13 protein-coding genes and 1 pseudogene are annotated in these 12,868 nt (G+C 34.9%); 13 read left to right on the forward strand and 1 reads right to left on the reverse strand.

Going from position 1 to position 12,868, the window contains the following annotated elements; all coding sequences use genetic code 11:
- The first annotated feature begins 87 nt into the window (after positions 1–87).
- The 13 genes and pseudogenes from BXU11_RS01820 to atpG all read left to right on the forward strand — a co-directional run bounded on the left by BXU11_RS01820 (position 88) and on the right by atpG (position 12,520).
- The gene (locus tag BXU11_RS01820) at positions 88–423 is read left to right on the forward strand and encodes a PadR family transcriptional regulator (protein ID WP_078210809.1); all 336 of its coding nucleotides are present in this window, start codon (positions 88–90) and stop codon (positions 421–423) included.
- A 12-nt stretch (positions 424–435) separates the two neighbouring features.
- A complete protein-coding gene (locus tag BXU11_RS01825) occupies positions 436–1,143 on the forward strand; it encodes a hypothetical protein (RefSeq protein ID WP_078210810.1) in 708 nt (235 codons plus the stop codon).
- A gap of 214 nt (positions 1,144–1,357) precedes the next feature.
- Positions 1,358–2,818, forward strand: a complete 1,461-nt coding sequence (locus BXU11_RS01830; protein WP_024980565.1) for a DUF5687 family protein — start codon at positions 1,358–1,360, stop codon at positions 2,816–2,818.
- A gap of 50 nt (positions 2,819–2,868) precedes the next feature.
- A pseudogene (locus BXU11_RS01835) lies at positions 2,869–3,563 on the forward strand (ABC transporter ATP-binding protein).
- A 191-nt stretch (positions 3,564–3,754) separates the two neighbouring features.
- Complete coding sequence (locus tag BXU11_RS01840) at positions 3,755–6,265, forward strand: gliding motility protein (RefSeq protein ID WP_369803197.1); 2,511 nt, start codon at positions 3,755–3,757, stop codon at positions 6,263–6,265.
- Positions 6,266–6,269: 4 nt separating this feature from the next.
- Entirely contained in the window at positions 6,270–6,662 is a 393-nt protein-coding gene (locus BXU11_RS01845) for a polymer-forming cytoskeletal protein (RefSeq protein WP_024980568.1), read from the forward strand.
- Entirely contained in the window at positions 6,643–6,870 is a 228-nt protein-coding gene (locus BXU11_RS01850; RefSeq protein WP_024980569.1) for an AtpZ/AtpI family protein, read from the forward strand. Before BXU11_RS01845 ends, BXU11_RS01850 begins: the two co-directional genes overlap by 20 nt.
- Before the next feature lie 514 nt (positions 6,871–7,384).
- Positions 7,385–8,548: a F0F1 ATP synthase subunit A gene (atpB, locus tag BXU11_RS01860; RefSeq protein ID WP_078210813.1), complete on the forward strand. Its 1,164-nt coding sequence runs from the start codon at positions 7,385–7,387 to the stop codon at positions 8,546–8,548.
- Between the two features lie 103 nt (positions 8,549–8,651).
- Positions 8,652–8,843: an ATP synthase F0 subunit C gene (gene atpE / locus BXU11_RS01865; RefSeq protein WP_078212011.1), complete on the forward strand. Its 192-nt coding sequence runs from the start codon at positions 8,652–8,654 to the stop codon at positions 8,841–8,843.
- Positions 8,844–8,933: 90 nt separating this feature from the next.
- Entirely contained in the window at positions 8,934–9,434 is a 501-nt protein-coding gene (locus BXU11_RS01870) for a F0F1 ATP synthase subunit B (RefSeq protein WP_078210814.1), read from the forward strand.
- A gap of 2 nt (positions 9,435–9,436) precedes the next feature.
- Positions 9,437–9,970, forward strand: a complete 534-nt coding sequence (atpH, locus tag BXU11_RS01875) for an ATP synthase F1 subunit delta (protein WP_078210815.1) — start codon at positions 9,437–9,439, stop codon at positions 9,968–9,970.
- A 38-nt stretch (positions 9,971–10,008) separates the two neighbouring features.
- On the forward strand, positions 10,009–11,586 hold the full coding sequence (gene atpA / locus BXU11_RS01880; protein WP_078210816.1) for a F0F1 ATP synthase subunit alpha: 1,578 nt from the start codon (positions 10,009–10,011) through the stop codon (positions 11,584–11,586).
- A gap of 73 nt (positions 11,587–11,659) precedes the next feature.
- Positions 11,660–12,520 carry an ATP synthase F1 subunit gamma gene (gene atpG / locus BXU11_RS01885; protein ID WP_078210817.1) on the forward strand — a complete coding sequence of 287 codons (861 nt, stop codon included), beginning with the start codon at positions 11,660–11,662 and terminating at the stop codon, positions 12,518–12,520.
- Positions 12,521–12,574: 54 nt separating this feature from the next.
- Here the strand turns inward: atpG and BXU11_RS01890 are convergent, their stop codons facing one another.
- Positions 12,575–12,844 (reverse strand): hypothetical protein, encoded by a 270-nt coding sequence (locus BXU11_RS01890; protein ID WP_078210818.1) that lies wholly within the window; start codon positions 12,842–12,844, stop codon positions 12,575–12,577.
- Positions 12,845–12,868: the final 24 nt, after the last annotated feature.

Below are 12,868 nucleotides of genomic sequence, written 5' to 3' on the forward strand. Positions count from 1 at the left end.
ATTGAATTTTTTATACCTAATTTTGTTATGTATAAGAATCTTATGTATATTTGAATTTCAAAAACAGATTTTCTAATCCTTCAAAATATGAAAAACTCACAGTTATACAAAGGCAGTCTCAACACCATTATTATGAAGTTGTTGGAAGAAAATGGCAAAATGTACGGGTACGAAATTACCCAGAAAGTGAAGGCGCTGACGCAAGGAGAATTGACCATTACCGAAGGTGCTTTGTATCCAGCGTTGCATAAATTGGAAGCGGAAGGATTGCTTGATGTAGAGATAGAACGAGTAGACAACCGCTTGAGAAAGTATTATAAACTCACCGAAAAAGGAACTACAGAAACCGTTAATCGATTGGCAGAATTGGAAGATTTTATCCGAAATATGCAAAGTTTAGTGAATCAAAAATTAGAATTTTAATTTTTCATAAAAATGAAACTTACCGCCGAACAAATAGACCAATTATATACATTCACACGCCAACATTATGTAGAGTGGTATGATCTCCAAACCGAATTGGTAGATCATTTGGCTAATGCAATTGAGGAACAATGGCAAAAAAATCCCAAGCTTTCGTTTAATGAAGCTTTGCAAAACGAATTCAAAAAATTTGGCGTTTTTGGCTTTATGGATGTGGTGGAAGGCAAACAACGATTTTTACAAAAGAAATACAATCAGATTGTTTGGGCTATCGTGAAGACTTTTTTTACGCTACCCAAAATTATGGGAACAATTGGCGCCACTGGCTTACTGTTTTTGTTGCTAAAAGCAAGTCATTACAACGGCGATTGGGTGTTGCTTTTCTATGGGTTATTGGTTGTTTTTGCTTTTTATGGAATGATTTCAAATCGGTTGAAACACAAAAAACAAATTCAGAATCAAGAAAAACGCTGGTTGTTTGAAGATATTTTACACCAACATGGGAGTTTTGCTGGCGCGATAGTTTTGCCACTAAATATTTTTTTACAACTCTTTAATCGAGCTGAACATTACTTGGATAATACATATCTTTTAGGTTTTGCTAGTTTCTCATTGGTGCTTATGACTATTTTGATGTATGTTGTCTTTTTTGAAATTCCATCACAGTCTAAAAAATACCTTTTACAAACCTATCCAGAATATTCTTTGGCTAATTTTTGAAGGCTATTGCCATGAATGTTTAAAAAAGAGCCAAAATTTTTCACGATTAAGAAATGAAGAAAAGTTAAGTTTTCTTAGACTCAATGAACCTTAATAACTTAATGGTTCAAAAAATAAATGAATTTTAATTTATAAAAGTTACATTATCGATTATAAAACCTTGTAACGTTTTATATCTTTTGTTTACTTACTTTTCAACTAAACCCAAATAACTATGTTTTTACGTTTTATTTACCTCGAGTGGAAAGCCTTTTTGCGTTCAGCTTCCTTTGGAACGAGCTTGGCGATGCGAATTTTAATGGGCTTTTTGATTGCTTATTTTACCTTGTTGTTTTTAGTGCTAGGAATTGGGGGTTTTTACGCCCTTAAGAAAATGAATTTAGACCCATTAGTAACGATTAATAAATTTTTGGTCTACTATTTCCTGTTTGATTTGGCTTTTCGATTAATGCTTCAAAAAATCCCTGTGCTCAACATTCGTCCTTTGCTGGTGTTACCGATTAAGAGACCTACGATTGTGCATTTTTCTCTAGGAAAGACAGCCTTATCTTTTTTCAATATTTTGCACGCTTTTCTTTTTATTCCTTTGAGTGTCGTTTTGATTTATGAAGGGTATGATGTGGCATCTGTAGTGTATTGGCATTTGGGTGTTTTTGCTTTGGTGTACATCAATAATTTTTTGAACATTATATTGAGTAATAAAGACCAATTATTTGGTGTTTTTCTTGCGATTCTTGCAGTGCTCGGTGGATTACAATATTACGGTTATTTTGATGTAACGCTATACAGTGCTCCGTTTTTTGAGGCTTTATTTCATACTGTAGGAGTGTTTCTTATTCCACTTGTAATCTTAGGATTGTTGTACTATTATACCTTTGTTTATTTCAAAAACGAATTATATCTCGATGCTGGTTTGGCGGTTAAAGGAGAAATCGCTAAAACCGAAGATTTTACTTGGTTGAATCAATTTGGAACTTTGGGTACCTTTTTAAAGAACGACATCAAGTTAATCAAAAGAAACAAACGTTCTAAAACAACGGTTCTTATGAGTGTGCTGTTTTTGTTTTATGGATTGATTTTCTTTGGCAATCCAACACAACCTGAAGTAATGTACATTTTTGCAGGAATTTTTGTTTCGGGTGGTTTTTTATTCACATTTGGCCAGTTTGTACCGAGTTGGGATAGTTCGTATTATCAATTAATGATGACGCAAAATATTCCGTATCGTGGCTATTTGAATTCCAAATGGTGGTTAATTGTAATAGCAACTTTTGCTTCTACGATTTTGGCTAGTTTTTATCTTTATTTTGGGTGGCAAGTGTATTTGACCATTGTGGCTGGTGCGATTTACAATATTGGAATTAATTCACATTTGGTCTTGTTGGGAGGTGCTTTTACGAAAACACCTATTGATTTAACCCAAAGTAAAGGTGCTTTTGGTGACAAAAAAGCGTTCAATGTCAACACCATGTTGCTTTCGATTCCAAAAATGGTGTTGCCCTTGCTTTTGTATGCCTTAGGGAAATATTTTGGCGGACAAGCATTAGGTTTGGCCCTTGTTGCTCTTGCAGGAGTGATTGGCTTTGCCTTGAGAAACTGGGTATTCCTTCAAATCGAAAAAATTTACAAAAGAGAAAAATACAAAACCATTGCGGCTTACAAACAAAAAAGCTAATTAAAACAAAAACACTTCTAACCTCTAACTTTTAACCTCTCACTTCTCACATGATACAAGTACAAAACCTTTCAAAATCATACAACGGAACCACCGTTTTAAAAATAGACCAATTAGAAATTCCAAAAGGAGAAAGTTTTGGATTGGTCGGAAATAATGGTGCTGGAAAAACCACTTTTTTCAGTTTACTACTTGATTTAATTCACCCAACCACTGGTGCCGTTATTAATAATGGTGTTCAAGTGAATACCAGCGAAAGTTGGAAACCTTTTACGGGTTCCTTTTTGGACGAAAGCTTTTTGATTGGGTATTTAACCCCGAGGAATACTTTTATTTCATTGGAGATTTACGCGGACAAAACAAAGCCGATGTGGATGCTTTATTGGCAAAACACGAAGAGTTTTTTAATGGCGAAATCCTAAAAAACAAAAAATACTTGAGAGACTTGTCTAAAGGAAATCAAAAGAAAGTTGGGATTATCGCTACTTTAATAGGCAACCCTGAAGTCGTTATTTTGGACGAACCTTTTGCCAACTTAGACCCAACGACTGTAAACCGATTGAAAAAAATCATCAAAGAATTGGCTCAAAATCCAGACGTAACCGTTTTAGTTTCTAGTCACGATTTGTTGCATACCGTTGAAGTTTGTAACCGAATTGTCGCTTTGAATAAAGGAGAAGTAGTGAAAGATATTCAAACATCAACTGAGACTTTAGCCGAGCTAGAAGCGTTTTTTGCGGTTTAAATTCGAATATTTCAAAAAGAAACGTATTTTTACCAGTCATTATACTAAAATGATGTTTTTCAAGTTAAATGATAAAACGTTTCCTATTGAAGACTACCGGTTGTAAGCCTATTTTTATCCTACTTTTTTTCGTTTTCTTGATAGCTTGTTCTACCAAGAGAAATACTTTTTTGGCCAGAAATTCGCACGCCTTGAGTACTAAATATAATATTTTGTACAACGGTCAAATTGGCTTAGACAAAGGAATCAATGGGCTTACATCGGGTAATAAAGATAATTTTTGGGAGTTGTTACCTATTGAAAGAATGCAGCTTTCGGAAAGTACAACAGCTGAAGACAAACCCAAAAATGCCGATTTTGAATTGGCCGAAACCAAGGCCACCAAAGCCATTCAAAAACACTCGATGAACATTGGTGGGCGTGAGGTCAATTATCAAATGGACGAAGCCTATCTTTTGCTTGGGAAAGCGCGTTATTACGACCAACGTTTTGTGCCAGCTTTAGATGCTTTCAACTATATCTTATACAAGTATCCCGAAAGCGATAAAATATACGAAGCTAAAGTTTGGCGCGAAAAAACCAATATGCGCTTGGGCAACGATGCTTTAGTGGTAAAAAACATCAACAAATTACTCAAAGACAAGGAATTCAAAGACCAACCTTTTGCAGATGCCAATGCACTTTTGGCTGAAGCTTTTTTGAATTTAGAACAAAAAGATAGTGCCGTTGCAAAACTCAAAATCGCGGTAGATTATACTAAAGTAAATGAAGAAAGAGCTCGTTATCGCTTTATCTTGGGACAATTGTATCAAGAATTAGGAAAAAGAGACAGCGCGCTTTTTTGCTACGATGCGGTAATTGAAATGAATCGCAGTGCTAAGAGAGAGTATATTATTCAGTCCTACGCTCGAAAAGCCCAATTGTTTGATTATGAAACGGGGAATCCCAATGCTTTTGTAGCCATTTATAACGAACTAATGGAGGATCGGGAGAACCGCCCTTTTTTAGATGTGATTTACCACAATGTGGGATTGTTTTATGACAATTATAAAAAACCAGATTCAGCGGTTATTTTTTACAAAACATCTTTGAAAAACCAGCCAAAAGAACCTTATTTATCGGCATCCAATTATAGAAATATAGGCAATATTTATTTCAAGGCGACGGATTATACTTTGGCAGCTAAATATTATGATAGTACTTTAGTAAAGCTTAATCCCAAAACAAGAGAATTTTATAAAATTCAAAAAAAGCGTAAAGATTTAGACGAAGCCATTCGATTAGAAACTAGCACCAAAAGAAATGATAGTATTCTGAAGGTTTTGGCTTTTAGCCCGACAGAGCGAGAGGACTATTTTGGGAAATATATTGTCACAATCAAAAAGCAAGATTCTATTAAACGAGTTGATGCTGAAAAGCAAAAGCAAAAGTTAGCGAATATTGAACGTAATTTATCGGCTTCTTCCTCTGATCCTTCCGTAGTTCCTACGGGTCCTGGATTGCCAAACAAAAATGCATTTTTGCCTCCAAGCGACACTCAACAATCCGAATCAACCAACACGTTTTATTTTTACAACCCGAAAACGGTAGCTTTTGGTAAAATTGAATTCAGAAAAACTTTCGGGAACCGTGCTTTGGTCGAAAACTGGATGTTTTCATCGGTCAAAAAGGGAGCAACAAACACTTCTGTTGAAGAGACAGCAGACACTGAAATTGTTGTAGAGAAAGCCGTGGAAGATCCCCGCTACACTTTGGCCTATTATTTAGATCAATTACCAGTTTCTGCTTCAGCTATGGATAGCATCAATCGAGAACGTAATCTTGGGTATTATCAATTGGGAGTAGTTTACAAAGAAAAGTTTAAAGAATATGAATTAGCAATTAGTAAACTAGAACAGTTGCTTACTTTTCAGCCCGAAGACAAGTTGATTCCGCCCACGCTTTATAATTTGTATAAAATGTACGAAAGCAAGGCTACTTTACAAGCGGAGAGAGTAAAAAAAGCTATAACAGCACAATATCCTGATTCTAGATACGCAAGAATACTCAATGATCCAACTTTTGATAGCTCAAAGGATAAAGAATCTCCTGAGAACACCTATAAAATGTGTTATGAATGGTTTAAGGAAGATAAGTTTTCGGAGGTAATTCAGCGGTGCAATCAAATGATTGAACAGTTAACCGGAGAGGAAATAGTAGCCAAATTTGAGCTGCTCAAAGCCAATGCTTTGGGTAAAATAAAAGGATTGCCAGCTTACAAAGAAGCGATGCAATATGTTGCTGTTACTTACGCGGCTACCGAGGAAGGAAAAACAGCTGCCGATATTGTGAGCACTCAGATTCCTATTTTGGAACGTATGGCTTTTAGCACAGTGGAAAGTAAAAAATGGAAAATTATTTTTAGAATTCCAATCGAAGATTACAAGCAAGAACAAGCCATAGAGCAGTGGATTAAAAATTTTGTAGCTAAGGAAAATCTTGAAAATTTGTATTACACTTGCGATAATTATACCGACACGGAACGTATCATTTGTTGGCATGGTTTTACTTCTCAATGGTATGCCAATGATGTATCGGTGATTTTTAATAAAACAGGTTCGCCCTCAGAGATCCAAAAAGCGATTCCGATTAGCAACGAAAATTATTCGATTGTGCAAATGAAGAAAAATTTAGACTCGTATTTAGTTCCCAAAACACCCTAATAATATGTTCTCCAAAAAAGAAAAACAGCCCTACACAGATTTACTCGGAAAAACTAATAGAATTGTTGAAGCTACCCAAATTAAAGGGGATATTTTTTCGGCCGCCGATTTTAGATTGGATGGTGAATTGATTGGAAATTTTACCTCTAATGGCAAGCTTGTTATTGGTCCAACGGGCAAAGTAGTAGGCGATGTGGTTTGTAAGAGTGCCGAGATTGAAGGCGTTTTTAAAGGCAAATTGATGGTAGCTGAATTGTTGAATTTAAAAGCAACGGCTACAGTAGAAGGCGAAGTTGTCATAGGGAAATTAGCCATAGAACCTGGGGCTATTTTTACGGCCAATTGTGTGATGAAAATACCCGAAACTAACACATCTGATGGCACCGATTCCAAATAAACGCAAGCCTAATAAGTGGCTGGCCTTAATCAATATTCCTATTCAAATGGGCGTGTTGATTTTTTTGTTTGCCTATTTAGGCGATTGGCTAGACGAAAACCACCCAAGTCCAAGAATATATTATGTCAAAATTTTAGTAATTGTCGGTGTTTTTTTGGCCATGTACAATGTGTATCGACAAGTAAATGAAATCAATAAAAATCAATAAATGAATCTTAGCGTTCTAAAAAAAATAATCCCAGTTTTACTTGTAGTAGGGCTTCTTTTTGTGGTACACACTTCTCTTTTTAATGTTTTAAACATCAGTACGCACTCTTTTATTTATCCTTTGGAGGAGCTTTATTTTTGGTTTACTGTTTTTAGTATGTTGGTTATCATAACTTTACTTTTGGTGCAGAAGAAAAGTTTTGACAATGTTGGAATGAGTTTTTTATTGACCACAAGCGTAAAAATGATATTTTGTTACTTGATTGTACGGCCCGTTTTACAAAGCTCAAGCCCAGATAATACAATAGAAAAGCTGAACTTTTTTGGTCTATTTGTTGTATTTTTGGCCATTGAAACTTTGTTCACCATTTACCTTGTAAATGAAAAGAAAAAGTAGGGTTAAAAAAAGTTAAATTCGGGAAAAAATAATTTTTTATATCCTTTTGGATAATAATAAAAAATGTACATTTGCACCAAATTTTCAGAAACGTAATAAATAAAGATATTTAACTGTTATGGTGATTTCAAACAAACCACTTCGATTTTTAGTTGCAATTTTAGTAGCCTGCCTTCCTCTATTTTCTATAGCAAATCCTGTTATCGACAGTACTAAGCAAGAGGTGGTAGCAATATCTCAAGAAGAATCAGTTGCGCATCATCCTTCAAACGATGTAGCTCATGCGGCTCCAAAAGATATTAAGTCAGAAATCAAAGAATTCATCAATCACCACTTATTAGATTCACATTCTTTTAATTTTAATGCAAATAAAGAAACTGGAGAACACTACGGTTTCTCATTACCAATTATTCTTTGGGATAATGGTTTGCAAGTATTCTCTTCAGCTGCATTTCACCACGGTCCTGTAGCTGATGTTGCAGAGCATAACGGAAACTTCTACAAGTTACACCACGAAAAAATTTATAAAACCGATGCTAAAGGTACACTTACTGAAGCGCACGGTCATCCAACAAACGTTCGTCCATTAGATTTATCAATCACTAAAAGTGTAGTTGGTATTTTGTTTGTGGCAATTTTGATGTTAGTTTTATTCTCAAGCTTAGCCAAGTCTTATGCTAAAAATGGAGGAATTGCAAAAGGAGCAGGTCGTTTCTTTGAACCATTAGTAATCTATGTAAGAGACGAGATTGCTATCCCGAACATTGGAGAGAAAGGGTACAAAAAGTATATGAGTTATTTATTGACTATTTTCTTCTTCATCTTTTTCTTGAACATTTTAGGATTAACTCCGTTTGGATTCAATGTAACAGGTAATATTGCAATTACTTTTTCATTAGCTATTTTGACGTATTTAATCACAACATTTACAGCTAATAAAAATTATTGGGCACACATTTTCTGGATGCCAGGAGTACCTACCCCAATGAAATTTATCTTAGCGCCTATCGAATTATTAGGAACAATCATTAAACCATTTTCATTGATGATACGTTTGTATGCTAACATTTTAGCAGGTCACGTAGTATTGATGAGTATCATTGGGTTGATGTTTATTTTCAAAAGCTGGATTGGAAGTACTTTGTCATTCGGATTGGCATTTGCACTTTCTATTCTAGAAATATTAGTAGCGTTTCTTCAAGCGTACATCTTCACTATGTTGTCTGCTCTTTATTTTGGAGCTGGTAACGAAGAACACCACCACGAAGAAGCACACCACTAGATGTTTAATGTTAATGGTTTAGTGTTTGTTGTTTTCCAACAAAAAACAACTAACCATAAACAAAGAACTTAAAAATGAATGTTTAATTTTTAATATATATATTATGCAAATTCCAACTATTGTAGGAGCAGGATTAATTGTAATCGGAGCAGGTTTAGGTATTGGTAAAATTGGTGGTTCAGCAATGGACGCTATTGCTCGTCAACCAGAAGCTTCTGGAAAAATCCAAACAGCTATGCTTATTGCAGCTGCACTTATTGAAGGTATTGGTTTCGCTGCGTTATTCGCATCTTAATTAAGGTCTAAAAACAATAGTTACAACGGTTGGTTGTGACTATTGTTTTAAAATTAAAACATTAAAAAATAAAATAGAAATATATATATAATGGATAAGTTAATAAATGATTTTTCGTTTGGTTTGTTTATTTGGCAAATCGTAATTTTTGTTGGATTAATCCTATTGTTGAAAAAATTTGCTTGGAAACCAATTCTTGATGCGGTAAACGAAAGAGAAGAAGGAATCAAAAATGCTTTAGAATCTGCAGAAAATGCAAAGAAAGAAATGCAAGATTTGCAAGCAGACAACCAACGTATTTTACAAGAAGCGAGAGTAGAGCGTGACAGTATGCTTAAAGAAGCTCGTGAAATGAAAGAAAAAATCGTTGCTGATGCCAAAAATGAAGCTCAAGCTCAAGGTCAAAAAATGATTGAGCAAGCAAAAGCGGCAATCGAAAGTGAAAAAAATGCAGCTATGAATGAGTTGAAATTACAAGTTTCTACTTTGTCATTGAGTATTGCAGAAAAAGTATTAAAAGACGAATTATCTAACAAACAAGCTCAAACTAAATTGGTTGAGAAAATGTTAGGAGACGTTAAATTGAACTAATTATGGCAGGTACAAGAGCAGCAATTCGATATTCGAAAGCAATTCTAGACATTGCCAATGCAAAGCAAGTAGCTGAAGCAGTGAACAATGATATGAAGTTGATAGGTGATACTATTGCTTCTAATTTGGAATTAAGCACTTTCATTCAAAACCCAACTTTAAAAGTTGAGGTTAAAGAGCAAGCGCTTTTAGAAGTATTTGCTTCAGCAAATGGCGTGACCAAAAGCTTATTTCATTTATTATTCGAAAACAAAAGATTCGAAATTCTAGAAGGTATTGCTTCAGAATACAATAAATTATTTGATATTATGAATGGGGTAGAAGTTGCGAATGTAACAACTGCTATCGCTATGGATGCCGCTTTAGAAGCTAAAGTATTGGCTAAAATTGCAACCCTTTCAGATAAAAAAATTCAAATCGAAAACACAATAGATCCTTCTATTATTGGAGGTTTTGTTTTAAGAATAGGTGACAAGCAATACAATGCTTCTGTTGCTAACAAATTGCAAGTTTTAAAAAGAGAATTAAGTAACTAGTTTTATCACACATTTAAGTGTCTAAATTATAAAGTAAGATGGCGGAAATCAAACCTGCTGAAATTTCAGCAATATTAAAGAAGCAAGTTGAAAGTTTTGAATCTGGTGCTACACTAGAAGAAGTAGGAACAGTACTTAATGTTGGAGATGGTATTGCTCGTGTTTACGGGCTATCTAATGTTCAATATGGTGAGTTAGTTGAATTTGAAAATGGGTTAGAAGCAATCGTTTTGAACCTAGAAGAAGACAACGTAGGGGTGGTACTTTTAGGACCATCAACTGGAATCAAAGAAGGTTCTACTGCCAAAAGAACACAACGTATTGCTTCTCTTAAAACAGGAGAAGGAATGGTAGGACGTGTAGTAAACACTTTAGGTCAGCCAATTGATGGTAAAGGACCAATTACAGGTGAATTATACGAAATGCCATTAGAAAGAAAAGCTCCTGGAGTTATCTTCCGTCAGCCAGTAACTGAACCATTGCAAACAGGTGTAAAAGCAGTTGATGCTATGATTCCTGTAGGACGTGGACAACGTGAGTTGGTTATTGGTGACCGTCAAACTGGTAAATCAACAGTTTGTATCGATACTATCTTAAATCAAAAAGAATTTTACGATGCAGGTCAACCTGTATTCTGTATCTATGTAGCTATTGGTCAAAAAGCTTCTACTGTTGCAGGAATTGCAAAAATGTTAGAAGAAAAAGGTGCAATGGCTTATACAGTGATTGTTGCAGCTAATGCTTCTGACCCAGCGCCAATGCAAGTTTATGCTCCTTTCGCTGGTGCTGCAATTGGTGAATACTTTAGAGATTCAGGTCGTCCAGCTTTAATTGTTTATGATGACTTATCTAAACAAGCGGTAGCTTACCGTGAGGTGTCTCTTTTGTTAAGAAGACCTCCAGGACGTGAAGCTTACCCAGGTGACGTATTCTACTTACACTCTCGTTTATTAGAAAGAGCTTGTAAAGTAATTGCTGATGACTCTATCGCTAAAAACATGAATGATTTACCAGATTCTTTAAAAGGAATCGTTAAAGGTGGTGGTTCATTAACAGCTTTACCAATTATCGAAACACAAGCGGGTGACGTATCTGCGTATATCCCAACAAACGTAATTTCGATTACAGATGGTCAGATTTTCTTGGATGGAGATTTGTTCAACTCTGGGGTTCGTCCAGCGATTAACGTAGGTATCTCTGTATCTCGTGTGGGTGGTAACGCTCAAATTAAATCCATGAAAAAAGTAGCGGGTACTTTAAAATTAGACCAAGCACAATTCCGTGAATTGGAAGCGTTTGCTAAATTCGGTTCTGATTTGGATGCTGTTACTTTGAACGTAATTGAAAAGGGAAAAAGAAACGTTGAAATCTTGAAACAAGGTTTGAACGACCCTTATACTGTTGAAGACCAAGTTGCAATTATTTATGCTGGTTCTAAAAACTTGTTGAGAAATGTTCCTGTAAATAAAGTAAAAGAATTCGAAAAAGATTTCTTAGAATACATGAATAACAAAAAAAGAGCAACTTTGGATGCTTTGAAAGCAGGTAAATTTACAGACGAAATTACAGATGTAATTGAAGCTGCAGCAAAAGAAATTTCAGCAAAATATAACTAATCTAGTGAATAGTAATTAGTGATTAGTCAATAGCTAGTCACTAATTACTTATTACTATTTACTTAAAAATACAATGGCTAATTTAAAGGAAATCCGTAATAGAATTGTTTCCATTTCATCTACGATGCAAATTACATCGGCGATGAAAATGGTTTCTGCTGCAAAGTTGAAAAAAGCACAAGACGCCATCACTGCGATGCGTCCTTATGCTGAAAAACAAACGGAGTTACTACAAAACCTTTCTGCTACCTTAGATGGTGATGTAGGAGGTGAGTATACTACACAAAGAGAAATCAAAAAAGTGTTATTGGTAGCTATTACTTCTAACCGTGGTTTGTGTGGTGCTTTTAATTCTAACGTAATCAAGGAAGTTAAAGTACGTGCAGAATATTATGCAGGAAAACAAGTGGATGTTTTTGCTATTGGTAAAAAAGGAAATGATGTTTTGTGTAAAAGTTTTGCAGTAGTTGGTAACGAGAGTAAAGTTTTTGATGCCTTAAGTTTTGAGAACGTTGCTACAATTGCTGATAATTTAACACAACAATTTATTGGGGGTAATTATGACAGAATTGAATTGGTATACAACCAATTTAAAAACGCTGCGACTCAAATCGTTCAAACCGAACAGTTTCTGCCATTAGCTCCTATCCAAGCAGATAAAGCGGTTACTCCTGGAGATTACATTTTTGAACCTTCAAAAGAAGAAATCGTGTTGACTTTGATTCCTAAATCATTGAAAACGCAATTATACAAAGGAATTAGAGATTCATTCGCTTCAGAACATGGCGCTCGTATGACTGCTATGCACAAAGCAACAGACAATGCTACAGAATTACGTGACCAATTGAAGTTAACGTATAACAAAGCCCGTCAAGCTGCAATTACAAGCGAAATCTTAGAAATCGTTGGTGGAGCAGAAGCTTTGAACGCTTAATACGTTCTATACATAAAAACAAAAAGAGCCAACAGACGTTGGCTCTTTTTGTTTTTAATATTTCTTATGATTCCACTTTAATACTTGTTGTTTTTGCTTTGGTTTCTCATTGGTGCTAACCAGCACTTTTATGGCTAAAATGGAGTCTATTTTTTTCTGTTCATAAATGACTAACCAAGAATAAGATTTTGATTTTTTATTTTCCCATAGAGAAGTTGCTATTTCTTCTTCTATGGTGGGTAAGGCCATCTTTCCTTTTTTTTGTGAATAAGCTAAAGTAGAAAGTATGGAAAATAGTAGTAAAGAAAGTAATTTTTTATGCATGGTTAATTTCGGGTTAGTTTCTCT

Source organism: Flavobacterium sp. LM5, assembly GCF_002017945.1.
GTDB lineage: Bacteria > Bacteroidota > Bacteroidia > Flavobacteriales > Flavobacteriaceae > Flavobacterium > Flavobacterium succinicans.

Coding starts and splice junctions, on each gene's coding strand:
- BXU11_RS01890 (WP_078210818.1), bottom strand. CDS start 12,844: ATGCATAAAAAATTACTTTCTTTACTACTATTTTCCATACTTTCTACT.
- BXU11_RS01845 (WP_024980568.1), top strand. CDS start 6,270: ATGTTCTCCAAAAAAGAAAAACAGCCCTACACAGATTTACTCGGAAAA.
- BXU11_RS01850 (WP_024980569.1), top strand. CDS start 6,643: ATGGCACCGATTCCAAATAAACGCAAGCCTAATAAGTGGCTGGCCTTA.
- BXU11_RS01820 (WP_078210809.1), top strand. CDS start 88: ATGAAAAACTCACAGTTATACAAAGGCAGTCTCAACACCATTATTATG.
- atpH (WP_078210815.1), top strand. CDS start 9,437: ATGGCAGGTACAAGAGCAGCAATTCGATATTCGAAAGCAATTCTAGAC.
- atpB (WP_078210813.1), top strand. CDS start 7,385: ATGGTGATTTCAAACAAACCACTTCGATTTTTAGTTGCAATTTTAGTA.
- BXU11_RS01870 (WP_078210814.1), top strand. CDS start 8,934: ATGGATAAGTTAATAAATGATTTTTCGTTTGGTTTGTTTATTTGGCAA.
- atpE (WP_078212011.1), top strand. CDS start 8,652: ATGCAAATTCCAACTATTGTAGGAGCAGGATTAATTGTAATCGGAGCA.
- atpG (WP_078210817.1), top strand. CDS start 11,660: ATGGCTAATTTAAAGGAAATCCGTAATAGAATTGTTTCCATTTCATCT.
- BXU11_RS01825 (WP_078210810.1), top strand. CDS start 436: ATGAAACTTACCGCCGAACAAATAGACCAATTATATACATTCACACGC.
- atpA (WP_078210816.1), top strand. CDS start 10,009: ATGGCGGAAATCAAACCTGCTGAAATTTCAGCAATATTAAAGAAGCAA.
- BXU11_RS01830 (WP_024980565.1), top strand. CDS start 1,358: ATGTTTTTACGTTTTATTTACCTCGAGTGGAAAGCCTTTTTGCGTTCA.